Source organism: Arthrobacter subterraneus (assembly GCF_900099735.1).
GTDB lineage: Bacteria > Actinomycetota > Actinomycetes > Actinomycetales > Micrococcaceae > Arthrobacter_D > Arthrobacter_D subterraneus.
The window spans coordinates 576,026-600,233 of record NZ_FNDT01000001.1 but is presented as its reverse complement, the minus strand read 5'-3'; the positions used below and the strand labels follow the sequence as shown (position 1 = coordinate 600,233).

22 protein-coding genes are annotated in these 24,208 nt (G+C 66.5%); 12 read left to right on the top strand and 10 right to left on the bottom strand.

From position 1 onward, the window contains the following. Positions 1–2 precede the first annotated feature (2 nt). The 7 genes from BLS52_RS02780 to BLS52_RS02750 all read right to left on the bottom strand — a co-directional run bounded on the left by BLS52_RS02780 (position 3) and on the right by BLS52_RS02750 (position 4,882). Positions 3–620, bottom strand: a complete 618-nt coding sequence (locus BLS52_RS02780) for a LysE family transporter (RefSeq protein WP_026544198.1) — start codon at positions 618–620, stop codon at positions 3–5. A gap of 52 nt (positions 621–672) precedes the next feature. Next, positions 673–1,071 carry a type II toxin-antitoxin system VapC family toxin gene (locus tag BLS52_RS02775; protein ID WP_026544199.1) on the bottom strand — a complete coding sequence of 133 codons (399 nt, stop codon included), beginning with the start codon at positions 1,069–1,071 and terminating at the stop codon, positions 673–675. Continuing rightward, entirely contained in the window at positions 1,050–1,361 is a 312-nt protein-coding gene (locus BLS52_RS02770; protein ID WP_342707413.1) for a type II toxin-antitoxin system Phd/YefM family antitoxin, read from the bottom strand. The genes BLS52_RS02775 and BLS52_RS02770 overlap by 22 nt, the downstream gene beginning before the upstream one ends. 92 nt (positions 1,362–1,453) lie before the next feature. Next, positions 1,454–1,963, bottom strand: coding sequence for a low molecular weight protein-tyrosine-phosphatase (locus BLS52_RS02765; protein ID WP_026544201.1), 510 nt, complete (start codon positions 1,961–1,963; stop codon positions 1,454–1,456). Between the two features lie 3 nt (positions 1,964–1,966). Further along, complete coding sequence (locus tag BLS52_RS02760) at positions 1,967–3,586, bottom strand: phytoene desaturase family protein (RefSeq protein WP_090584397.1); 1,620 nt, start codon at positions 3,584–3,586, stop codon at positions 1,967–1,969. Positions 3,587–3,603: 17 nt separating this feature from the next. After that, a complete protein-coding gene (locus tag BLS52_RS02755; RefSeq protein WP_090584514.1) occupies positions 3,604–4,401 on the bottom strand; it encodes a methyltransferase domain-containing protein in 798 nt (265 codons plus the stop codon). 10 nt (positions 4,402–4,411) lie between these two features. Beyond that, positions 4,412–4,882: a MarR family transcriptional regulator gene (locus BLS52_RS02750; RefSeq protein WP_090584396.1), complete on the bottom strand. Its 471-nt coding sequence runs from the start codon at positions 4,880–4,882 to the stop codon at positions 4,412–4,414. A gap of 92 nt (positions 4,883–4,974) precedes the next feature. Between BLS52_RS02750 and BLS52_RS02745 the strand changes: the two genes are divergently transcribed. The 8 genes from BLS52_RS02745 (at position 4,975) to BLS52_RS02710 (ending at position 13,744) form a co-directional block, all read left to right on the top strand. Further along, positions 4,975–7,152, top strand: a complete 2,178-nt coding sequence (locus BLS52_RS02745) for an MMPL family transporter (protein ID WP_090584395.1) — start codon at positions 4,975–4,977, stop codon at positions 7,150–7,152. Between the two features lie 131 nt (positions 7,153–7,283). Further along, positions 7,284–8,129 carry an esterase/lipase family protein gene (locus BLS52_RS02740; protein ID WP_090584394.1) on the top strand — a complete coding sequence of 282 codons (846 nt, stop codon included), beginning with the start codon at positions 7,284–7,286 and terminating at the stop codon, positions 8,127–8,129. Positions 8,130–8,303: 174 nt separating this feature from the next. Beyond that, entirely contained in the window at positions 8,304–10,178 is a 1,875-nt protein-coding gene (gene dnaK / locus BLS52_RS02735; protein WP_090584393.1) for a molecular chaperone DnaK, read from the top strand. Between the two features lie 2 nt (positions 10,179–10,180). Next, positions 10,181–10,861: a nucleotide exchange factor GrpE gene (locus BLS52_RS02730; protein WP_090584392.1), complete on the top strand. Its 681-nt coding sequence runs from the start codon at positions 10,181–10,183 to the stop codon at positions 10,859–10,861. Positions 10,862–10,948: 87 nt separating this feature from the next. Beyond that, a complete protein-coding gene (locus BLS52_RS02725; protein WP_090584391.1) occupies positions 10,949–11,938 on the top strand; it encodes a DnaJ C-terminal domain-containing protein in 990 nt (329 codons plus the stop codon). 37 nt (positions 11,939–11,975) lie between these two features. Beyond that, positions 11,976–12,398, top strand: coding sequence for a heat shock protein transcriptional repressor HspR (locus BLS52_RS02720; RefSeq protein WP_090584390.1), 423 nt, complete (start codon positions 11,976–11,978; stop codon positions 12,396–12,398). Between the two features lie 48 nt (positions 12,399–12,446). Next, positions 12,447–13,052, top strand: coding sequence for a hypothetical protein (locus BLS52_RS02715; protein ID WP_090584389.1), 606 nt, complete (start codon positions 12,447–12,449; stop codon positions 13,050–13,052). A 5-nt stretch (positions 13,053–13,057) separates the two neighbouring features. After that, complete coding sequence (locus BLS52_RS02710; RefSeq protein ID WP_090584388.1) at positions 13,058–13,744, top strand: PspA/IM30 family protein; 687 nt, start codon at positions 13,058–13,060, stop codon at positions 13,742–13,744. 36 nt (positions 13,745–13,780) lie between these two features. On the opposite strand, the gene trmB is transcribed toward BLS52_RS02710, so the two are convergent. Beyond that, positions 13,781–14,650 carry a tRNA (guanosine(46)-N7)-methyltransferase TrmB gene (gene trmB / locus BLS52_RS02705; protein WP_090584387.1) on the bottom strand — a complete coding sequence of 290 codons (870 nt, stop codon included), beginning with the start codon at positions 14,648–14,650 and terminating at the stop codon, positions 13,781–13,783. 34 nt (positions 14,651–14,684) lie between these two features. After that, complete coding sequence (locus tag BLS52_RS02700; protein ID WP_090584386.1) at positions 14,685–15,914, bottom strand: M20 metallopeptidase family protein; 1,230 nt, start codon at positions 15,912–15,914, stop codon at positions 14,685–14,687. Between the two features lie 318 nt (positions 15,915–16,232). Between BLS52_RS02700 and BLS52_RS02695 the strand changes: the two genes are divergently transcribed. Further along, complete coding sequence (locus BLS52_RS02695; RefSeq protein ID WP_090584385.1) at positions 16,233–17,888, top strand: DEAD/DEAH box helicase; 1,656 nt, start codon at positions 16,233–16,235, stop codon at positions 17,886–17,888. A gap of 132 nt (positions 17,889–18,020) precedes the next feature. Next, positions 18,021–18,425 carry a YccF domain-containing protein gene (locus BLS52_RS02690; RefSeq protein WP_026544210.1) on the top strand — a complete coding sequence of 135 codons (405 nt, stop codon included), beginning with the start codon at positions 18,021–18,023 and terminating at the stop codon, positions 18,423–18,425. 7 nt (positions 18,426–18,432) lie between these two features. On the opposite strand, the gene BLS52_RS02685 is transcribed toward BLS52_RS02690, so the two are convergent. Further along, positions 18,433–20,376: a penicillin-binding transpeptidase domain-containing protein gene (locus tag BLS52_RS02685; RefSeq protein WP_090584513.1), complete on the bottom strand. Its 1,944-nt coding sequence runs from the start codon at positions 20,374–20,376 to the stop codon at positions 18,433–18,435. 99 nt (positions 20,377–20,475) lie between these two features. Between BLS52_RS02685 and BLS52_RS02680 the strand changes: the two genes are divergently transcribed. Next, positions 20,476–21,474 (top strand): aldo/keto reductase, encoded by a 999-nt coding sequence (locus tag BLS52_RS02680; protein WP_090584384.1) that lies wholly within the window; start codon positions 20,476–20,478, stop codon positions 21,472–21,474. A gap of 116 nt (positions 21,475–21,590) precedes the next feature. Further along, on the top strand, positions 21,591–24,188 hold the full coding sequence (clpB, locus tag BLS52_RS02675; RefSeq protein ID WP_090584383.1) for an ATP-dependent chaperone ClpB: 2,598 nt from the start codon (positions 21,591–21,593) through the stop codon (positions 24,186–24,188). The last annotated feature ends 20 nt before the right edge of the window (positions 24,189–24,208 follow it).

Below are 24,208 nucleotides of genomic sequence, written 5' to 3'. Positions count from 1 at the left end.
GGTCAGGCGAAGGCCAGCAGAGCGCCCACGGCAACGAAGAGACTGCCGAAGATGCGGTTGAGCAGGCGTTGTCCGCGCGGCCCGCTGGTGAACCGGCTGAACGAGCGCGCCGCGGCGGCGAAAAACAGCCACATCACCATGACATCGATGACGACGACGGTCCCCGCCAGCACGCCGTACTGGCCCAGGAACTCCTGGTCGGGGCGGATGAACTGGGGGATGAAGGCGAGGAAGAACACGATGGCCTTGGGGTTGAGCAGGTTCACCCAGAGGCCCCGGCGGAACATCGAGGCGGCGCCTTCCGCGTAGAGGGTGGCAGCCTGCTCAGCCGGCACGGGAGGCTCCAGGAATTTCCGGATCCCGAGGTAGACCAAGTAGGCGGCGCCCGCATACCGGATGATATTGAACGCCACCGGTGACCCGGCCACCAGCAGGCCTACCCCGGCGGCCACAACGGCGATATGTACGAGCAGCGCCGTCTGCTGGCCGAGGATGCCCCACATGGAACGGCGGAAACCCACCGTGAGCGCGTTGCTCATAGTGTTCACGGCACCGGCTCCGGGGGTAAAGCTGATGAGCGCCTGGGCACCGACCAGTGCCAGCCAAAGCGAAAGAGTCACTGAACAATCTTAGGGGCGGCGGGAAGTCTGCCGCGCCGGGCATCCGTGTTGATCACCAGAGAGTGCTGAGGGGCTCGAAGCCCTGCATTGCGGCATCGCTGGTAATGACCGTGGCACCCTCTATCAGGGCCTGCGCAGCAATCAGTCGGTCGAAGGGATCGCCGTGGTGCCAGTCCAGTGACGCGGCGGTGAGCGCGTGCTCGGAGGTAATGGGGATGGTCAGCGGAGCCACCCGCCGGACATGGTGCTCGTAGCCCACGAAGACCTTGTCCAGGCCGGGAAGTTTCCCCTTGCGGAACTTGTACGCGAGTTCGTAGGCGGTCGCGGCGGAGGCATACAGTGTCTCATCCATGCTGCTGATGATCCGGCGCGCCTTGGCTGAGAGAGAGCGCGGACTGGCCATCGCGAAGAGCAGGGCCTGCGAGTCGATCAAATAAGCGGTTGCTCCCACGCCTCCAACTCCTCCCTGCTCATCGGTTCGAACGCCTCCGCAGGCACATCGAGCGGGCCCAGAAAACCCAGAGTCCGTTTCAGGGGTCTTTCGATCTTGACGAGCTTCGCTACCGGTCTGCCGCCGCGGGCAATTACGACCTCGTCGCCCTTCTCGACCATATGAAGTAACTCCGACAACCGGGTTTTCGCCTCTTGGACGTTGTACTGGCCCATGTTGACCAAGTCTAGTTGGTCAACCTCTGCTGTGTACGGTTCAGCCCAATATTCGTGGGCGTCGAATGCGGTCATGCAGCAACGGTACGAAGCGGGATGGCCTCGAGAGACTCAACCGGCCACTATGTGGATAACCCTCTAACGATCCCCACGCTGTGGAGGGGAAGTCACCGGGACGCGCGCCGGCGCGCCAGCTCATCCTGGACGTACTGCACAATGCCCGGAACGGCGTCGTGGATCATCTGCCAGGTCGCCTCAAAGTCGGCGCGGTCGCCGTACCAGGGGTCATAGATGCCGAGTTCCGAGACCGGGGTGCCGGCTGCGGAGGGATCGAACTCGCGCAGCATGCGCACCCTGCCCCGGCTCTCGGCGTCGGGTGCCTCGAGTTTGAGATCCTCGTAGTGGTCCACGTCCAGTGCGAGGATGAGGTCCCGCTCCGCGTACCAGCCCGGATCGAACTGCCGTGCACGGTGGGCCTCACTGGCCAGGCCCAGTTCCGTCAGCTTCGCGGCGGCACGCTCGTCGATCGGGTTGCCGCTCTCCCAGCCCGTGGTGCCTGCCGAATCCACGAGCACCTCGCCGCCCAGCCCGGCTTCCTCGAAAGCCTGGGTCAGCATGATCTCGGCCATGGGAGACCGGCAGATATTGCCGGTGCAGACAGTGACAATCCGGTACATGCATCAATCGTAGGTCGCTGCGTCCTGCTCGTCCTCAAGCAACGCCATTGCGGCGCTGTGCCCGCCGAGTCCGCTGACGCCTCCGCCGCGACGGGAGCCCGCGCCGCACAACAGGACGCGCGGATGGTCCGTCGCCACGCCCCACCGCCGGGCGGGGGTGTCGAGGGGGTCGTCGTCGTCCGCGAAGGGCCAGGAGAGCGGGCCGTGGAAGATATTTCCGCCGGTCAGGCCCAGGGTTTCCTCGAGATCGAGGGTGGTCTTGGTTTCGATGCAGGGATCGCCCGACGGCCCCGCAAGGAGGCAGTCCTCGATGGGCTCAGCCAGCACGCTGTTCAGTGATTCCAGGACGGCCGCCTGCAGCGCCGCCCGGTGGGCGTCATGGTCCCCGCCCACCACCAGCCGGTGCGGAGTCTGCAGGGAGAAAACAGTCAGTGTATGCGCGCCCGATTCCCGCAGTTCCGGCGAGAGGATCGAGGAATCCGCCAGGGAGTGGCAGTAGATCTCGATCGGCAGCGGACTGGGAACCCGGCCGGAGGACGCCGCGGCATGGGCACTCTCCAGCTGCGAGTAGGTCTCGTTGATGTGGAGCGTTCCGCCGAATGCCTGCTCCGGGCTTACTTCGGGATCCTTCAGCCGGGGCAGCCGCGAGAGCAGCATGTTCACCTTTACCTGCGCTCCCTCCGGAGCGTGATGCTGCGGCGCCGTGAACCCGGACGCTTCCGGCCCCCCCATCAGCCGGCCCAGCACAGCGGGTGTCACATTGGCGAGGACAAATTCACCGCTCACACGGTGCGGAGCGCCACCGCCATAATGGACGACGCCGTTGGGCGCCACGGCGGTCACCTCCGCTCCGGTCCGGATCACCACGCCGGCCTCCCGGGCCGCACGTTCCAGGGCGCCGGAGACGGCACCCATCCCGCCGACAGGCACGTCCCAGTCGCCGGTTCCGCCGCCGATCACGTGGTAGAGCAGGCACTTGTTCTGCTGCAGGTCCTGATCATGAGCGCTGGCAAAGGTACTGATCAGTGCGTCGGTCAGCAGCACGCCACGCACCAGGTCATCCTTGACAGTGCGCTCGATCACTTCGCCGACCGGGCGTTCAAGAAAGCTTTCCCACACCTCGTCATCGCCGACCAGCGCCCGGGCCTCGGACCGGCGCAGCAGCGGGGCAGTGACGGTGGGCCACAGTTTCCTCGCCAGCAGGGCCGTGCTCCGGTAGAAGGATGCGAAGCCGGCCGCATCCTCCCCGGCGCCGATCCGTTCAAAGCCCGCTCGCGTGGCCTCGCCGTCGAGATTGTCGACCAGCAGGCCCGCATCCGAACCCGGCACCGGCGTATAGGAGGAATACCGGCGTCGTACCAGCTGCAGGTCAAGGTCAAGGTCCTTGATGATCTGCTGCGGAAGCAGGCTCACCAGGTAGGAGTAGCGGGACAGCCGGGCGCCGGTGCCGGGGAAGGCCTCCGCAGAGACCGCGGCGCCGCCCACATGGTCCTGGCGCTCAAGGACGACCACGGATCTGCCGGCCCGGGCCAGGTACGCCGCCGCCACCAGTCCGTTGTGGCCACCGCCCACCACAACAACGTCGAAGTGGTCAGGATCCTGGAGTCGGGGCCGGCTCATCATCGCCTCACCCTATAACTTCACACCCGGATGATGAGTTCGCCGCAGGGGATGAGGAACCAGCCATCCGGTGACTCGCCCCAGCGCCGCCAGCCCGCGGCCATCCGTTCCAGCGCGGCCCGGTCTGCCAGTCCACGCTCGAGCGTCTGGTCGGCGAAGGCGGAGCTGAGTACCCGCTCGGCCCAGGTGTCCGCGTGCCAGCGGCGCCGCTCGGCCGTGGCATACAACCAGTTCGACGACGACGCCTCCACCTCGGCGAGGCCCGCCTCGTGCGCCCAGGCGAGGAGGTGGCGGCCGGCGTCGGGCTCTGCCCTGTTGCTGCGGGCGAGCCGCTGGTAGGTTTCCATCCACTCGTCGAGTTCCGGGGTGGGCGGGTACCAGGCCATGGCGTGGAAGTCGGCGTCACGGACGGCGATGATCCCTCCCGGCCGCGTGACGCGGTGCATTTCACGCAGCGCGGCTACCGGATCGGTGAGGTGCTGCAGCACCTGGTGGGCGTGGACCACGTCGACGGACTCGTCTTCAAGATCGAGGTCATAGACGTTGCCCGTGCGGAAGTGCAGGTTCTCCACTCCGGCGTAGGTCCGTTCAGCCAGGGCCACGACGTCCTCCGACCGGTCCATGCCGATCACCCGGCCGGGGTCCAGCAGCGCCGCGAAGTCTGCGGTGATGCTTCCGGGTCCGCAGCCGACGTCGAGGAGGTCCATCCCGGAGGAAAGATGCTCGAGGAGGTAGCCGGCGGAGTCGGAGGCGCGGCGCGTGGCGTGCGCGCTGGTCACGCTGGTGTGATGACCGTGGGAGTAGACCTCATCGCTCATGATCGACACGTTACTCCGGCGGACCGCCGAGCGCCTGCTGGCGTGCCTGCACGGTGGCAGCGGTGACCTTGCGCATCATGTCGCTGAGCAGCTCGATCTGAGTGGGGGAGTACCCGGACAGCGCAGCCTCCACTTCACGGGCCAGCGGCGCAAACAGCCGGGACCCGGTATCCAGGGCTTTCTCCGTCATTTCCAGGTGGACCTGCCGGCGGTCAACCGAACTGCGGGAGCGCCGGACATGGCCTGCCTGGCCCAGCCGGTCGATGAGCGCGGTGGTGGCCGGCGAACTGAGGTTGAGCGCCTGGCGCAGCATCCCCGGCGTCACCGTTACGCCGGCCCGGGCGGCTCCCATCATGATTCCGAGCGCGTTGAGGTCCGTCCTGTGCAGGTCATCCCGCACGCTGACGGTATCCACGTAACGGTCGGTCTCGACGGTGAACTGCTGCAGCAGGGCCAGCAGTTCACGGGGTGCGGCGGCCATGGTCCTCCCTTGCTCAACTCAAGATTAGCCAGTACCCAATTATCTCCATGATGGATATAGTAGCCTGCAGAGATACTTTGGAAAGGATCGGCATGTTCAACAGGAAGTGGGCTCGGGCGGTCATCCCCGCGTTCATCGTGGTGCTGTGGTTCATCGGTGCAGGCTTCGGCGGGCCCACCTTCGGGAAGCTGGAGGAAGTCTCGAGCAATGACCAGGCCTCCTTCCTGCCCGCAGGCGCCGAGTCCACGGCGGCGGGAGAGCTGCAGAAGGCATTCACCGAGTCGACGGCACTGCCCGCCGTCATTGTCGTCGAATCAGAGACGGAAATTCCGCCGCAGGAACTCGCGCTGTACCAGGACATTGCCGGCGAGCTGGCGGAGGTTGACGGGCTTGAGCCGGCTGCCGAGGGGCAGCCTGCACTGCTCGGTCCCATTCCCTCGGAGGACGGGCTCGCCATCCAGTTCATTGCTTCCGTATCCGACGACGCCGAGCTGGGTGAGGTGGTGGCGGAACTCCGCGAGGTGCTGGAGGCCCAACTGCCCGACGGTGCGGAAGGTTACGTCACCGGCCCCGCCGGATTCACGGCCGACCTGGTCAGCGCCTTCGGCGGTATTGACGGAATCCTGCTCGCCGTTGCGCTCGCCGCGGTCTTCGTGATCCTGCTGGGCGTTTACCGCGCGCTCATCCTGCCGTTCCTCGTCCTGTTCACCTCTGTGTTTGCGCTCGCCACGTCGATCCTGCTGGTCTACGCCTTCGCGCTGTGGGGCTGGATCGAGCTGAGCGGCCAGAGCCAGGGCATCCTGTCCATCCTCGTGATCGGCGCGGCCACGGACTATGCACTGCTGCTGGTGGCACGCTACCGGGAAACGCTCACCGAGTTCAGCTCAAAGTGGGATGCCATGCGGGTAGCCTACCGGGCTTCGGTGGAGCCGATCGTGGCCTCCGGCGCAACGGTGATCCTCGCGCTGCTGTGCCTGCTCTTCTCGGACCTGAACTCAAACCGGAGTCTTGGTCCCATCGCCGCCATCGGCATTGTCTTCTCGCTGCTTGCGGCTCTGACACTCCTGCCGGCGCTCCTCCTTCTCTTCGGCCGGAGCGCGTTCTGGCCGCTTCGGCCGAAGGCGGGCACCCACCCGGCCGGCGTGCATGGCCGGAACGTCACCGGGCTTGAGGGGTTGCGCGGAATCTGGAAGCGCGTCGGCCGCGTGATTTCACGGTCCTCGCGGCCGGTGTGGATCGTCTCGCTGGTGGTGCTCGGGGCGGGTTCCCTCGGCCTCCTGCAGCTGCAGGCCTCCGGAGTGCCCCAGTCCTCGCTGATCCTGGCGCCGTCCAATGCGGTGGACGGACAGGACGCGCTGGCGCGCCACTTCGACGCCGGCGCCGGCAGCCCGGTCACGATCATCGTGCCGGAAGGGCAGCAGGACGGCGTGCTCGACGTGCTCGACCGGCAGGAGGGTGTCACCGAGGCGACCGTGGTCGCGGAACAGGGAGGCGACGTCGTCGTTCGCGGGGGTAATGTCCTGGTCCGTGCCACCCTCGACTTCCAGGCCGACTCCGCGGAGGCTGAGGAACTCGTCCGGCAGTTGCGCACGGACCTCGATACGGTGAGCCCGGAGGTGCTGGTGGGCGGCGTGACCGCGGTGGCCCTGGACACCAATGTGACCGCCCAGGCGGACCTGGCGAAGATCATTCCGATCGTCCTGGTGGTCATCCTGGCCGTCCTGATGCTGCTGCTGCGGTCGGTGCTGGCGCCCCTGCTGCTCATCGCCTCCGTGGTGCTGTCCTACGCGACGGCGCTTGGCGTCTCGGCCCTGGTGTTCAACAACGTTCTCGGGTTCGACGGCGCCGATGCCTCCGTGCCGCTTTTCGGCTTTGTGTTCCTCGTGGCACTCGGGGTCGACTACAACATCTTCCTGATGACCCGCGTGCGGGAGGAGTCACTGCGTATCGGTACGCGCCCGGGCATCCTCCGCGGCCTCGGCGTTACCGGCGGCGTGATCACCTCCGCGGGGATCGTGCTGGCGGCAACCTTCGCGGCCCTCGGGGTCATCCCGATCCTCTTCCTTGCCCAGATTGCGTTCATTGTGGCATTCGGCGTGCTGCTGGACACGGTGATTGTCCGGTCCCTGCTCGTCCCGGCCCTCGCGTATGACATCGGCCCGAAGATCTGGTGGCCGTCGGCACTGGCGCGGCACGACGGCGGAGCCACCCTTGGCCGGGAGGCTGAAAGTGAGCAGGAGGAGCGGAAAGAGCCCGCCCACCGGGCATAGCTGCGGTGGGCAGCCGCCGAAGCGTGCACATATTCCCATTCGTGTTGCGCAGGTTACCGGCGAGTAGCTAGCGTCTGTGCGATGCCCGCTCCCGCCCGGGGAGCTTCGATGATACGAAGAGGTTTCAACGCATGCCACACCGCCTGTCGACAATCCTTGCCACTGCGGCCCTGCTTGGCGGAAGCCTGGCCGGGGCAGCACCCGCCGCAGCCGATACCGAGGACATTTCCCCGCCCGGCGCAAACAACTGGTCCTGCAAACCGAGTGCGGAACACCCGTATCCCGTCATCCTCGTGCCCGGAACTTTCGAGAGCATGCTGAAGAACTGGTCCACGCTCTCGCCGGTCCTCGCCGGGCAGGGATACTGCGTTTTTGCCCTCAACTACGGAACCACCAACGGCATCGACGCCACCGGCCCGGTGGCTGACTCCGCCGCTGAACTGGGCTCCTTTGTTGACGCTGTCCTCGGCGCCACGGGGGCGCGGAAGGTGGATCTGGTGGGCCACAGCCAGGGCGGCATGATGCCGCGCTACTACATCGGTTTCCTCGGAGGCGCAAAGAAGGTCAACCACCTGGTGGGAATTGCTCCGTCCAACCACGGGACCGAAGGTGTCCTCGTGCCTTCCGGGGACGGACCCGTGACAACCTCTGATTCCGGCTTCCTGTGCCAGGCGTGCGCGGATCAGGAGGCCGGCTCACCGTTCCTGACTGAGCTGAACTCCATCGGCGACACCGTCAACGGACCCGCCTATACCGTCATCAGCACCAAATATGACGAGGTGGTCACGCCGTACACCAGCCAGTTCCTCGACGGACCGGCCAGGCAGGTCACCAACATCACCATCCAGGACAAATGCGCGCTGGACCTGATTGAGCATGACCAGGCGCCGAATGATCCGGTGGTGCACCGGCTGGTGTCCCATGCGCTGACGCAGGAAGGGCCGGCGGACCCGGCCTTCCAGCCGCGCTGCCTCTAAGGGATCTCCCGACGTCGTACCCCGTCAAGCCAGAGTTGAGTCGCTTTCGCTCAACTCTGGCTTGACTCTTGTTCGGGGCCGGGTACACTTGAGTGCAGAACGCTCAATCTGGGCGGAATCCGAACATTCTGGCCGGGCGGTGACACGCCGCCGGCTCGTCGAAAGGAAATACGCATGTCACGTGCAGTAGGTATCGACCTCGGAACCACCAACTCCGTTGTCTCCGTCCTTGAAGGTGGCGAGCCCACCGTCATCGCCAACGCGGAGGGTGCGCGCACCACCCCGTCCATCGTCGCGTTCTCCAAGAGCGGTGAAGTGCTGGTCGGTGAGATCGCCAAGCGCCAGGCCGTCAACAACATCGACCGCACCATTTCCTCCGTCAAGCGCCACATGGGCACCGACTGGAAGAAGCAGATCGATGACAGGACCTACACGCCCCAGGAAATCTCGGCCCGTATCCTGCAGAAGCTGAAGACCGACGCCGAGAGCTACCTCGGCGAGAAGGTGACTGACGCCGTCGTCACCGTCCCCGCATACTTCAATGACGCCGAGCGCCAGGCAACCAAGGAGGCCGGGGAGATCGCGGGCCTCAACGTCCTGCGCATCGTCAACGAGCCCACCGCCGCAGCGCTCGCCTACGGACTGGACAAGGGCAAGGAAGACGAGCTCATCCTGGTCTTCGACCTCGGCGGCGGTACATTTGACGTCTCGCTCCTCGAGGTCGGCAAGGACGAGGACGAGTTCTCCACCATCCAGGTCCGCGCCACCGCCGGTGACAACCGTCTGGGCGGCGACGACTGGGACCAGCGTGTTGTTGACTTCCTCCTGTCCCAGGCCAAGGCGAAGGGCGCTGACCTTTCCAAGGACAAGATCGCCCTGCAGCGCCTGAAGGAAGCTGCCGAGCAGGCCAAGAAGGAACTCTCCTCGGCCAGCTCCACCAACATCTCCCTGCAGTACCTCTCCGTCACCTCCGACGGCCCGGTGCACCTGGATGAGCACCTCAGCCGTGCCAAGTTCCAGGACCTCACCAAGGACCTGCTGGACCGCACCAAGAAGCCGTTCCAGGACGTGATCAAGGAAGCCGGCATTAAGGTTTCGGACATCGACCACATCGTGCTCGTCGGTGGTTCCACCCGCATGCCCGCTGTTTCCGAACTCGTCAAGGAGCTTGCCGGCGGCAAGGAGCCCAACAAGGGTGTCAACCCCGATGAGGTCGTCGCTGTCGGTGCCGCTCTCCAGGCCGGCGTGCTGAAGGGTGAGCGCAAGGACGTTCTCCTGATCGACGTCACCCCGCTTTCCCTCGGCATCGAGACCAAGGGCGGCGTGATGACCCACCTGATCGAGCGCAACACCGCCATCCCCACCAAGCGGAGCGAAACGTTCACCACCGCGGATGACAACCAGCCGTCCGTTGCCATCCAGGTGTTCCAGGGTGAGCGCGAGTTCACCCGGGACAACAAGCCGCTGGGAACCTTCGAGCTCACCGGGATTGCCCCGGCGCCGCGCGGCGTTCCGCAGGTCGAGGTGACCTTCGACATCGATGCGAACGGCATTGTTCACGTGTCCGCCAAGGACAAGGGCACGGGCAAGGAACAGTCCATGACCATCACCGGCGGCACCGCGCTGTCCAAGGAAGACATCGACCGCATGGTCCGTGACGCCGAGGAGCACGCAGCGGAGGACAAGGCACGCCGCGAGGCAACCGAAACCCGCAACTCCGCCGAGCAGCTCGCCTACTCTGTGGACAAGCTCATCGCCGATAACGCTGACAAGCTGCCCGAGGAGGTCAAGACCGAGGTGCAGGCCGACGTCGACGCCCTCAAGAAGGCGCTGGAATCCCAGGACAATGATGAAGAGGTGAAGGCCGCCTTCGAGAAGCTGCAGGCTTCCCAGACCAAGCTCGGTGAGGCCATCTACGCCCAGGCGCAGCAGGAAAGCGCCGCCGGTGCCGGCGACGCCGGAACCGGCGAGCCCAGCGGAGACGGTTCCAGGGCTGACGACGAGGACATCGTCGACGCCGAGGTTGTTGACGAAGACGAGAAGAAGTAGCCATGCCTCACCACGGAAACGAAGAAGAGCACTCCGAGCCGGTCAGCTTCCGGGACAACCGGAAGATTGATCCGGAAACGGGCAAGGTCCGTGGGCAGGAGCAGCAGCAGGACGCCGGCGCGGGCAATCCTGACCCGGAACCCTCAGCGGGTACCGGGCAGGAGCCCGCGCCCGCGGAAGACCCGGACGGCGGTGTGGACGCCCTGGCGCAGGCCGAGGCCATCCTCAACGAGGCCGGCGGCGGGGAGGAGATTCCCGCGGCGTCGACCGACGTTGAGGCTGAGCTCCGGAATGACCTCCTGCGGCTCCAGGCCGAGTACGTCAACTACCGGAAGCGGGTGGAGCGGGACCGCGACGTGGCACGGGACATGGCAGTGATCGGGGTACTGAACTCCCTTATGCCGGTACTGGATGACATCGACGCCGCCCGCCAGCACGGCGACCTTGCGGACGGGCCGTTTGCGGCGATTTCCACGAAGCTGGAGAACGCGCTGAAGACCTACGGCCTTTCCCGCATCGATGAGACCGGGGTGGAGTTCGATCCGAACATCCACGAGGCGCTCATCCAGCAGCCGAGTGCCGAGGTGCAGTTCGACAGCGTCAGCCAGATCCTCCGCACGGGCTACAAAAAGGGAGACCGCGTCCTGCGCGCCGCCCAGGTGATCGTAGCGGTACCGGAGTAAACAGGATGGATGCAGGGAGCCCCCGTTCGGGGGCTCCCTTCGTCCCCCACCGGACACCATGAAGATTTGAACGAGAGGAGGAGTCAGATGGCTAGTCAGGATTGGGTCGACAAGGACTTCTACAAGATCCTTGGCGTGCCCAAGGACGCCTCCGACGCCGACATCAAGAAGGCCTACCGGAAACTCGCCCGGAAACACCACCCGGACCAGAACCAGAGCACAGGCGGCTCGGACAGGATGTTCAAGGACATTTCCGAGGCCTATTCGGTGCTGTCCGATCCCGAGGAGCGCCAGCAGTACGACGCCATCCGGGCCATGGGAAGCGGGGCCCGGTTCACAGCGGGCGGGCCCGGCGGGGCAGCCGGCGGCGCAGGATTCGAGGATGTGTTCGGCAATCTTTTCGGCCAGTCCGCGGGCCGCCAGCGCGGCGGCTTCGGCGGCGGCAGTAATTTGCCCCCCGAATTCGCCGACCTGTTCGGCGGCGGCGGCTACTCCTCCGGCGGCGGATTCCCCGGCTACCAGGCACCGCCCCGCAAGGGAGCGGACCGCACCGCCAGCACCACCATCTCTTTCGCGGGGTCAATCCGCGGGACCACCATCGGTCTGCGGGAACCGTCCGGTGAGGTCATCGATGTGCGGATTCCGGCCGGCATCCGGGACGGACAGAAGGTCCGGGTGCGCGGCAAGGGCCAGAACGGCCCGGCTGGAAGCGGGGACCTGATGGTCACCGTCAATGTGAAGCCGCATCCGTTCTTCCAGCGCGACGGCGACAACATCCGGGTGCACGTGCCGGTCACCTTCCCGGAGGCCACGCTGGGAGCGCAGATCGAGGTCCCCACCCTCGACGGTGAGAAGGTCACGGTCAAGGTGCCGGCGGGTACCCCGTCCGGCAGGACGCTGCGGGTGAAGGGGCGCGGGGTGAAGACTTCGAAGGTAACTGGTGATCTGCTGGTGACCATCGACGTCGTCGTTCCCCAGAATCTCAACAAGGACGCGGCAGCCGCGGTCGAGGCGTTCGCCAACGCCACGAAGGACGCTGACCCACGCGCCAGCCTGGCCGAGAAGGCGCGGCTGTAGGGTGTGGGCAATCTAGGCAGCAGAGGGGAGAAACACCATGTCTGTTGACATCAATATGCCGATCTACGTCATCTCCGTAGCGGCGGAGCTGGCGGACATGCACCCCCAGACGCTGCGTCAGTATGACCGGCTCGGCCTCGTGACCCCGAGCAGGGCACCGGGACGCGCCCGCCGCTACTCGCAGCGGGACGTCAACGTCCTGCGTGAGGTCCAGCGGCTGTCCCAGGAGGGCATCTCGCTCGAGGGCATCCGGCGCATCCTGGAACTGGAGAACCAGGTCATGGCCCTCCAGCATCGGGTGAGTGAGCTCACGGAGGAGCTGTCCCAGCGCCGCAGGTCCGAGACCAGCCGGGTGTTCGCTGCGGGTCTCGCAGGCGACGTCGTGACCCTGGCGCGGGGGCAGCGGCCCCGGCCGCGCAGCCAGGCGCTCATGATCTGGCGGGGCGATCCCACCCGCTAAACCCACCCCCACGTGGCGCGCAGCCGGATTCCACGGCACACTTGATACATGCCTGACTCAGAGTTCGAAGACGCCGCGGGATTCCTGCTGGAGGGCATTCTCCAGCTCCTACTGTTCGGGGGCGCAGTCCTTGGCGTCCTCGCCATCGGTGCAGCGACAGGCACCTGGCTGATCGTCCGCCGAGTCCGCCGCTCGGGAATTCTCCGCCGCAGGATCGAGCGGGGTTCAAGCCGCCTGCGGACCTTCTCGACTGACGCGTCATCACGCGAGCTCGCGCGGCTCCGCCTGCAGCTTGAGCGTTCCACTGATGCGACGCGCCGCTCGGTTGCGGCGGCAATCGCCCAGGGCGCGCCGACCGGCGACCTGGCTGCCACCGCAGACGATCTCGCCCGGGCCGAGGCAGTGCTCTGCGAGCGTCTCGCCCTTGCCGAACGGGAGCCGAACCGGCCGCTGCGTGAGGAGCTTGCCCGGGACATCGCCCGACAGGTCAGTTCCCTGTGTGATCTCTCCGCCCAACTGCGGCGGACCCTGCTCGAGGTGCACCAGGCAGCGGGTAGCAGGCAGTTGGACCGGGCAACCTCGCGCCTGACTATGGAGATCGGGGCACTCAACACCTGGAGCACCGCCTACGGCACCGGTAGCAGGCGGGCATAGCCCCAGTGTCTGTCCGGCGCCGCATCTCACGCATCATCTCCTCCCGCCGCAACGCCGCCGAGCCGGTCGATCCCATTGCAGCGCTCGGGGATTCCCAGCGCCAGCAGGAGGAGAACCTTGATCGCGCCCGGCGGAGCGTGGCGGATCTCGCCGCTGTCCGGCACCGCGTCGACACTCTGGCGCGGCAGGCTGCCTCGGATCTGGACCAGTGCAACCGGGAGGCGGAGCGCGCAGTCGCGCAAAACAACGACGACGCTGCACGCTCAGCGCTGCGCCGCGCACTGGAGGTGCAGAAGAGACTGGACTCGCTGACCCGCCAGCGCGACGACGTCGACCGGCAGTTCCACTCGCTGGAAGCCGACCTGTACCGGTTGGAGACTTCACTGCAGGAGAACGCGGTTCGATATGAATCCCTGAAGGCCCAGCACGGCGCAACCCAGGCAGAACTGAACGTCCGCGGCGCGGTCTCAGCTTCGGCGGGGAACAGCGCTGAAACAGCGCGTGCGGCCCGCGAAGCGGAACAGGAAGCACGGCGCCTGCGGCACCTGCAGACAGCGCAGGAGGAACTCTCCTGGTCCGACCCAACAGCCGGGAAGCTTGAGGAGGCGTTCAGCGAGCTGGAAGCCCGCGAGGCGGCCGAGCAGGAGCTGCGCCAACTGAAGGCCCGGGCTGAGCAACGCGGGCAGGGCTAGGTAGCGCCAAGGCAGCAGCCTCTGGAGAACCGTCGCTCAGACGCGGCGGTATGCCAGGTCGAAGATCATGCGGCCGGCGTCATGCGCCTTGTTCTCGAAGCTTGTGAGGATGCGGCCCTCGAACCGGGGAGCCCAGCCGCCGAGGGCGTCCACCTCGCCCTCGTTCAGCGAGGCTGTACCGGCGGGCTCGCGTCCCTCCCTGCGGGGAGTGCCTCCGACCTCGTGCTCCACACCGCTGGCCCACACCTGGGTGAGGGGGCTCTCCGCGCCCGCCCGAACACCTGCGTGCAGGTTCTCGAACAGCGGGGATTTCTCCGCTGCGGCGCGCATCTGGGCGGCGTAGTCGGACCAGTCGGTGGCAAGGCGCAGGAAGCCGCCGGGTTCCAGCACCCGCCCGGCCAGCTCGATAAATGAGTCCTTGACCAGCCGCCGCTTGTGATGGCGGGTCTTGTGCCACGGGTCCGGGAAGAACACCCAGAGCTCGGTGACCGAGGCAGGGCGGATCATCGTGGCCAGTGCCTCGGCGGCGTTGACCTGCGCCACCCGGACGTTGGTCAGGCCCCGCTGATCGATCCGCAGCAGGGTCTGGGCGAGCCCCGGTTTGTACACCTCGAGTGCGAGGAAGTTGCGGTCCGGGTTTTCGGCGGCGGCGTGCGCCACCGCCTCGCCCAGGCCCGATCCGATTTCGATCACGAGGGGAGCATCGCGGCCAAAGGAGGCTCCGGCGTCGTACTCCCAGGAAGGATCCACGGAGGTGTCCGCCGCAGAACTGCGCGGCACCTCGACCACCAGGCCCTCGGACAGCTCGGCCCAGGCATCACGACGGCGGCCCTGCAGGCGGGAGCCGCGGCGCACAAAGGAGACGGGCTGGGCGGGGAAGGGCTGGGGATCAGGGTGCGTGCTCATCGGTACCAGCGTACCGAGCGGCGCCAAAGCAGGATCAGGCGCAGGCCAGTTCAGCGATCCGCGACAGGGCCAGTTGCGCGTAGAGGGCCGTGCCGTCGGCCAGGATGCTGTCGTCAAACGCGGCGTAGGGCGAGTGGTTGAAGGCGGTGTCCGCCGGGTCGGCACCCGGCCGAACGGCGGAGAGGAACACAAAGCTCCCGGGGACGGCGGCCAGCACCCGGGAGAAGTCCTCGGAGCCGCTGAGCGGATTTACCATCTGCGTGTACCGCTCGTCACCGAACAGGTCCCGGACGTGCTTTTCGATGTTCGAGGTTTCGGCCGGATCTGTCACGGTCAGCGGGTACTCGGTTTCGTACTCGACCGTTGCGTAGAGCCCGTGCGCCTCGGCGATGCCGTTCACCAGGCGCGGGATCGCGGTGCGCATCAGGTCCCTGTTCTGCTCGGAGAAGGTCCGGATGGTTGCCTCGATACGGGCCGACTCGGGGATGACGTTCCGCTTGGTTCCCGCGTGCAGCAAGCCCACGGTGAGCACCACGGGATCGAACATGTCGAACTGCCGAGTGATCATTGTCTGCAGACTCGTCACGATTTCCGCTGCAACAGTTACCGGATCCTTGGCGCGGTGCGGCGCGGAACCATGACCGCCGGCCCCGTGAACGGTGACGTAGAGCCCGTCGGACGCCGACATCAGCGTGCCGGGCCTGCTGGCGAACAGTCCGTTGGGCAGCAGTGAGGACACCACATGGATGCCGTAGGCCGCATCCGGCCGCCGCCCGGCGGCTTCCAGCACGCCTTCGCGGATCATCACCCCTGCGCCGTCGAAACCCTCCTCACCCGGCTGGAACATCAGTACGACGTCGCCGGCCAGCTCCTCCTGACGGTCGGCGAGGAGCCGGGCAGCCCCGGCGAGCATTGCCGTGTGCAGATCATGGCCGCAGGCATGCATGGCTCCATCGATACGCGAGGTGTAGGAAACTCCCGTCTGCTCCTGCACTGGCAGAGCGTCCATGTCACCGCGCAGCAGCGCCACGGGCTTCCGTGCGCCGTTACCGGGCGCCGTCCCGCGGAGCACGGCCGTCACGGACGTGGTGTCCCGGCCGACGCTGATCTCGTAGGGGAGTCCGTCGAGTGCCTCCAGTACCTTTTCCTGGGTCCGCGGAAGGTGCAGGCCGATCTCCGGTTCCTGGTGCAGCCGGTGGCGGAGTTCGGTTACCTCCCCTGCAAGGTCTGTTGCGTGGGAACGGACAGCGCCGGCGTCGGACATGGTTTCTCCTGCTCGCGGAAGGGATCGTGATGGGATTCCGGTGCGGCGAACCTGGTGGGCTTGCTCACACAATCCCAATCCTCACCGTCCGGCGGCGGGTGTGCAACCGGACTGCTGATAGGCTAGGAACACTTGTCTGCGGCACGTGTTGCTTCTTTGAAGCCGAACAGCTGCAGCCTGCGTCGATGAACGCATTCTTTTGTCCCGCGCTATCTCCCAAGATCGTGAGAGCGGTTGACACTGTCTGACTTTCCTTCGGCGGACTCTGGGCACCAACCGGTGCGCAGGGAAGATGAGAAGAAAGTTCGTGTACCTTACATGACTACTTTTGCTGCCCTTGGCGTGCCTACAGCGCTGGTTCGTTCCCTTACCGACCAGGGAATCACCGAACCGTTCCCCATCCAGGTGAAGACCCTCCCGGACACCCTCGCGGGCCGGGATGTCCTGGGCCGCGGCCGCACCGGCTCCGGAAAGACCCTCGCGTTTGCCCTGCCGATGGTGTCCCGCCTCGCCGAGCGTGAAGCGGCCTACCGCCGCAAGCCCGGGCGTCCGCTGGCGCTGATCCTGGCCCCTACCCGTGAACTTGCCACGCAGATCAACGCCACCGTTGAACCGCTGGCCCAGGAGCTCGGCCTCAACACCACTGTCATCTACGGCGGAGTGTCACAGGCCCGGCAGGAAAAGGCGCTGCGCGCCGGCGTCGACATTGTCATTGCCTGCCCCGGCCGGCTCGAAGACCTGATGGGCCAGAAGCTGCTCACCCTTGAGTCGGTTGAGATCACCGTGCTCGACGAGGCCGACCACATGGCCGACCTCGGCTTCCTCCCCGTAGTGAAGCGGATCCTCGACACCACACCGGCCGAGGGCCAGCGCATGCTGTTCTCCGCCACACTGGACAACGGTGTCGACAAGATCGTGCAGCGCTACCTGTCCAACCCGCTGACCCACTCCGTGGACACAACCCAGGCCTCCGTCACCACCATGGAGCACCACGTCCTGCTCATCGGTGACCAGACCCAGAAGAAGCAGCTCATCGTCCAGCTCGCTTCGGGCAAGGGCAAGCGCGTGCTCTTCATGCGCACCAAGCACCATGCGCGCAAGCTCGCCAAGACCCTGACCGACGCCGGTATCCCCGCCGTCGATCTGCACGGCAACCTGTCGCAGAATGCCCGCGACCGGAACCTCGCGGAGTTCTCCACCGGTGATGTGCGGGTGCTCGTCGCAACCGATGTCGCTGCCCGCGGTGTCCACGTGGATGATGTTGAACTGGTGGTCCACGTCGATCCGCCCACAGAGCACAAGGCGTACCTGCACCGCTCCGGCCGTACGGCCCGCGCCGGGTCGGACGGCACCGTTGTGACCATCACCCTGCCCGAGCAGAAGGGTGAGGTGCAGAAGCTCATGCGGGCGGCCGGCGTCGATGTCGCATTCGAAAACGTCTCCGCTACCTCCCCGCTGGTGGGCAAGCTCGTCGGCGATGTAGCGGAAAAGATCGATCCGCGGACCCGCGCCGCACTCCAGGCCCAGCGCGAGTCCAGCGGCGGCGGGTCATCGACCGGCGCCAACGCCCAGCGCAAGCGCGCCCGTCGCGCCGCTCCTGCCGCAGGTGGACGCGGCGGCCGTGGCGGCCGCGGGCGCGTTGCCGCCGCGGAGCCCCAGGGCAACCGCGCGGAGCGGCGCAAGGACCAGCCGCAGGCTGCCCGCTTCGGTACGGACAGCGACCGCCGTCGGACGGGCGAGGGCGCTGCCGCAGGCGGCGACCGTACCCGCCGGCCGCGTTCGGCCCGCTCCGGTGACGTCGCCGCGCACAGCGCCGGCGGCGCGCGCAGTGGAGGGGCCCAGACCGGTTCCGGGCAGCGGAGTTCGGGGCAGCGCGCTTTGGCGCCGTCGTCGTCGGGCCGGCCGTCCGGCAACCGTGCATCCGGTTCACGCCGGGCCAGTGCACCGGCTTCGAACGAGCGCCGCGGCCGCTAGGCAGTACGCCGCAGGAACCACGCTGCCCACCGAGCCCAACAGCCCGGTGGGCAGTGGCATTTCTGCCGGTTCCTGACATTTCAGGGAAGCCCCTGATGGCCTTTGACCGCCCACGATGGGAAGAATGGAACCATGAACGCACTCCTGAATGTCATTTGGCTTTTGTTCGGCGGAATCTGGCTCGCGATCGGCTACTTCCTGGCGGGCATCGTGTGCTGCCTGCTGGTGGTCACCATCCCCTTTGGGATCGCCTCGTTCCGCATCGGTGCCTACGCGCTCTGGCCGTTTGGCCGGTCTGTGGTGGACCGCGGCGGCCGCACCTATTTCTTCTCAACCCTCGGAAACGTGGTCTGGGTGCTGGTCGCGGGCATCTGGATTGCCATCGGCCACGTACTGACGTCCATCCCGATGTTCCTCAGCATCATCGGGATTCCCCTGGGCATCGCGAACATCAAGCTCATCCCGGTGTCACTGATGCCGCTCGGGAAGGAAATCGTACCGACGTCGGGCACACGGTTCCCCCAGCAGCTGCGGTGAGCGGCGCCTACTGAGCCGCCCCGCGCAGGAACTCCTCCATCAGCGGTCCGCCGGAAATGGACCCGCGCTCGCCTTCCCCGACAAAGACGGCGACGGCGAGGTCACCCTGCAGCGCCACCACCCAGGCGTGGGTCCGCGGCGGATCCTCCGTACCGAACTCGGCAGTACCGGTCTTGGCGAGGACCGGTTCACCCGGCACATCAGCCAGCAGTTGCGCACCTCCCACGGTGACCACAGCTCCCATCATCTCGCGCAGCGCTGCCGCCTCGTCCGCGGTGAGGTTACTGGGGGCGGGCGTTTCCGTCGCCTCCGCAGACGGCTGGGCTGAAGCGGACGACGACGGCGCGACCGACTCCTCCCCGCCCCCGGCCAGGAGCGTGGGAGCCACCCGCTCCCCGGCTCCCACCGACGCCGCCATGATGGCCAGCGAGAGGGGAGAGACAAGGACCTCGCCCTGACCGATCATGGACGCGGCATGGGTGGTGCCGTCCGCCTCCGCCGGAACCGAACCGAAGAAGGCCGGGGTGCCGATCGGAACATCGACCCCGATCCCGAGATCCGCCGCCGCGGAGGCCAGATCTTCCTGCGACACGGTATCCCGCTGCGAGATGAAACCGGTGTTACACGACTGTGCAAGAGCCTGGAGGAGGGGGATCTCCCCGGTGAACCCGACAGGGTACCCGGGTACGTTGGTGAATGTACGGCCATCGACCTCCAGCTCCGGAGGGCAATTGGTGATTGTCTCCGGGGTGAAGCCGCTCTTGAGCAGGGCCAGCGAGGTGGCCACCTTGAACGTCGACCCGGGAGGATACTGACCGAGCAGGGCCGTCTGCAGTCCTTCCGAGCCAGGACCGTTTGCCACCGTGAGGATCTCGCCGGTGGAGGGCCGGATGGCAACGATCGAGGAGGCGGAGGGCTCCTCGGCGAGCACTTCCTCGGCGAGTGTCTGCAGGCCCGCGTCGAGGGTGAGTTCGAGCGGTTCGCCGGGCACGGCAGCCTTCTCGAACAGGACCTCACCGGTACGGGTTTCACCTTCGCCGGTCACGGCCTCGATGACTATCCCGGGAGTGCCGCCCAACTGCTGGTCGTACTGCAGCTGGAGGCCGGAGAGCCCGGCTAAGTCCCCGGCCTCCAGACGTCCCTCCGACTGCTCCACCAGCTCTGCGGTCACCGGTCCCACGGATCCCAGAAGCTCTCGCGCGAAGCTGCGTGTTGGTGCCAGGGGGAGGCTGTCGGGAATGCCGGTGGCACCCGGGATGGCCTCCAGCTCAGCGTCCGAAACGGGCCGGTCCCCGTTGTCGCGGAGCACGATCGCCTCAACGAACGCCTCCGCGCCGGCACCGAGCACCTGTTCGGTATAGGTAGCGGCGTCCACTCCGACCAGTTCCGCCAGTGCCGCCGCCGACGATTCCAGGGCGGACGCTTCAACAAGCGTCTTGTCGATTCCCACCCGAATGACAGGGCGGTCGGTCACAAGGACCTCACCGCCGGCACCGAGAATCTCGGCGCGTTCGGCGGGTGCTCGCGACACAGCGAGGGAGGCGTCGGCACCCAGCCCGTCGACCGCGATGGAGGGGTCCCAGGCCACCTGCCAGACGTCATCGACCAGGGTCAGCTCCGCGGTGGTGGTGTAGGCCCAGTCGCTTTCTCCCGGATCGACGTCCCACACGTGACTGAGCTGGGCTGTCGCGGTGTCATCACCCGTGGATTCGACGGACGCGACGGAGACCGTGGGTGAGACCGGTTCGAGGGCTGCGCTGATCTCTTCGAGCTGTACGGTGGCTTCCTCGCCGGAAACGGACGAGAAGGCGATGCCGCTGAGGTCCTGGTTGGTCAAGCCTTCGGCAAGCTGTGCTGCGGCATCTTCCGGATTCGGACCTGCCTGCGTGCAGGCAGACACAGACAGCACCATGGCGGCGGTCAGGATCAGAGACGTTCCGGTTTTCCCCATGCGCTCCATTATGCCGACCGCTTCCTGAACCCGCGTTCTCTGTCCACAGCACAGGCACACCCTGTCCGGGTTGACCGCCACCGGCATACCATCGGAGACATGACTCTGACCCGTACTGAATTGGCAGCAGGTTTCACCGTGAGCGCGCAGGGTTTCGGCGGCATGGCGCTGACCGAGGTCTACGGCGGTCTTGACCAGGAGCAGGCGCTGCAGACTCTTCGTCACGCCGTCGATGCCGGTGTGACGTTCATCGACACTGCGGACATCTACGGGGCGGGAACCAACGAGGAACTGGTGGGCCGGCTGCTGGCCGCACGGCGGGACGAGGTCGAGGTGGCCACCAAGTTCGGCATCCAGGGGAGTCCGGCCGCCGGCTATACCGGGGTCCGCGGCGATGCCGCCTATGTCCGGAGTGCGGCGGAGGCGAGTCTGCGGCGGCTGGGCACCGACGTCATCGACCTTTACTACATGCACCGGAGGGACGAGTCGGTACCCCTTGAAGAGACCGTGGGCGCAATGGCGGACCTGGTGTCGGCTGGAAAGGTGCGCCATCTGGGCCTTTCGGAGGTGACCGCGGATGAACTGGCCGCAGCGCACGCGGTGCATCCGATCGCCGCGGTACAGAGCGAATGGTCGATCTGGAGCCGGGATGTGGAACGGCAGGTGGTGCCGACAGCCGCCAGGCTCGGAGTCGGGTTTGTTCCCTACTCACCGCTCGGCCGCGGATTCCTCACCGGCACGGTCCAGTCGCAATCGCTCTCCGCCGGTGATTTCCGCCATCGTGTCCCGCGGTTCAGCGCGGACGCGATCAAAGCCAATGCCGCCGTAGTGGAAGCTGTCCAGTCGGTGGCGGCCCGCACCGGTGCCACGCCCGCGCAGGTGGCGCTGGCCTGGCTTGCGGTGCAGGGAGTGAAGTTCGGTCTGCCCGTGGTGCCGATTCCCGGCACCCGCAAACCGGAACGTATTGATGAGAATGTCGGTGCGCTGGAGGTGCGGTTGTCGGATGCGGACTGCGATGTGCTGGATGCGGCCGCGGACCTTGTGGTGGGGGAGCGGAGCGCGGATCCTGCCTGGGTGTCGAAGGGGAGAGAGGCCTGAAGGGCTGTCTATGGCCGGAGCGGTTCGCCTGAAGAGAAAAGGGTCGAATGGCTCTATGCGACTAAGTTGAGCGTAGTACACTCAATTTAGTCGTTGTGTTATCGCAGGAGGCCACCATGGACACCAAGTTCACCACCAAGAGTCAGGAAGCGCTGTCCGCTTCCGCTACGAATGCCTCCACCGCGGGCAACCCGCAGGTGGAGCCCGCGCATCTGCTCAAAGCCCTGATGGACCAGCGCGACGGCGTGGCCGTCGCGCTGCTCACGGCTACCGGAGTGGGCGCGGACAGTGTCAGTGTCAAGGCGAGTACCGCGATCAAGGCAATGCCGGCGTCGTCCGGCTCCTCCGTCGCGCAGGCCCAGTTCTCGCGCCCCATGCTGCAGGTCATCGCCGCCGCCCAGCAGGAAGCGGAGTCACTCGGTGACACCTATGTCTCCACGGAGCACCTCCTCCTTGGCATCGCAGCGGACTCCGGCGCCGCGGGGCGGATCCTCCGCGAGGAGGGCGCCTCACGGGAGGCGCTGCTTGCGGCGCTTCCCGGCGTGCGGGGTGATCGGCGTGTCACCAGCCCTGATCCCGAAAACACGTTCCAGGCACTCGAGAAGTTCGGCGTTGACCTGACCGAAATTGCGCGTTCGGGGAAGCTGGACCCGGTCATCGGCCGTGATACCGAAATCCGTCGCGTGGTCCAGGTCCTCTCGCGGCGGACCAAGAACAACCCGGTACTGATCGGTGAGCCCGGCGTCGGCAAGACCGCCGTGGTTGAGGGCCTCGCCCAGCGGATGGTCGCCGGTGACGTGCCGGAGTCCCTGCGGGGAAAGACGCTCATCAGCCTCGACCTCGGGTCCATGATCGCCGGCGCGAAATACCGCGGCGAGTTCGAGGAGCGGCTCAAGGCCGTCCTTGAGGAGATCAAGGCGTCCAACGGCCAGATTGTCACCTTCATCGATGAGCTGCACACCGTCGTCGGGGCCGGCGCCTCTGAAGGTTCAATGGACGCGGGCAACATGCTCAAGCCCATGCTTGCCCGCGGGGAACTCCGCCTGATCGGCGCCACCACGCTCGATGAGTACCGCGAGAATATCGAGAAGGATGCTGCCCTGGAGCGCCGCTTCCAGCAGGTGTACATCGGCGAGCCGAGCGTCCAGGACACGATCGGCATCCTGCGCGGTCTCAAGGAGCGCTACGAAGCGCACCACAAGGTTTCCATTGCCGACTCCGCCCTGGTTGCCGCGGCCACGCTGTCCAACCGGTACATCACCGGCCGGCAGCTGCCGGACAAGGCGATCGACCTCGTGGATGAGGCGGCCTCGCGGTTGCGGATGGAAATCGACTCCGCACCGGAGGAAATCGATCAGCTGCGCCGCGCCGTCGACCGGTTGACCATGGAGGAACTGGCGCTCGAGGGCGAATCCGATGAAGCGTCAGTGGAGCGACTGGCGGCCCTGCGTGCCGACATGGCGGACCGCAAGGAGGAACTTGCCGCGCTCAACGCCCGCTGGGAAGCGGAGAAGGCGGGGCTGAACCGGGTCGGTGACCTCAAGGCGAAGCTGGACGAGCTGCGCTCGGAGGCTGACCGCGCACAGCGTGAGGGAGATCTGGAACACGCTTCACGCATTCTTTACGGTGAGATCCCGCAGCTGCAGCGCGAGCTCGAGACGGCGCAGGCCGAGGAGGAAGGCTCGGCCGATTCGCCGGAGCTGATGGTGGCGGAGGAGGTCACGGCGTCGGACATCGCGGAGGTCATCTCGGCGTGGACGGGCATTCCGGCCGGACGCATGCTGCAGGGCGAAAGCCAGAAGCTGCTGCACATGGAGGAGAACATCGGGAACCGCCTGATCGGCCAGAAGAAGGCTGTCGCCTCCGTCTCGGATGCGGTCCGCCGGGCACGCGCCGGAATCTCGGATCCGGACCGCCCCACCGGATCCTTCCTGTTCCTTGGACCGACCGGCGTGGGCAAGACCGAGCTCGCAAAGGCACTTGCCGATTTCCTCTTCGACGATGAACGGGCGATGGTCCGGATCGATATGTCGGAGTACTCGGAGAAGCATGCAGTTGCGCGGCTGGTCGGTGCGCCTCCCGGTTACGTCGGCTACGAGGAGGGAGGTCAGCTCACCGAAGCTGTCCGCCGCCGGCCGTACAGCGTGGTGCTGCTCGATGAGGTGGAGAAGGCGCACCCGGAAGCCTTCGACATCCTCCTCCAGGTGCTCGACGACGGTCGGCTCACCGACGGCCAGGGCCGCACGGTCGACTTCCGCAACGTGATCCTCGTGATGACCTCGAACCTCGGTTCGCAGTTCCTCGTGGACCCGACGCTGGACGAGTCGGCCCGGAGGGACGCCGTCATGTCGGTGGTGAACATCAGCTTCAAGCCCGAGTTCCTCAACCGGCTCGATGATGTCATCATGTTTGACGCACTGAGCCTGGAGGAGCTTTCACAGATCGTGAACCTGCAGGTGCAGTCGCTCGCCGCCCGTCTCCAGGAACGCAGGCTCACACTCGACGTGACGGACGCCGCGCGGGAGTGGCTGGCGCTCACCGGGTTCGACCCAGCGTACGGCGCCCGTCCGCTGCGCAGGCTCGTACAGCGGGAGATCGGCGACCGGCTTGCCCGCGGCCTGCTTTCCGGAGAAATCAACGACGGCGACAAGGTACGGGTGGACCGCGCGGCGGATGGTTCGGAGGCGCTGAGCGTTTCCAGCGTTCCCGCGTAAGGGGTGCGACCGGGGCCGGT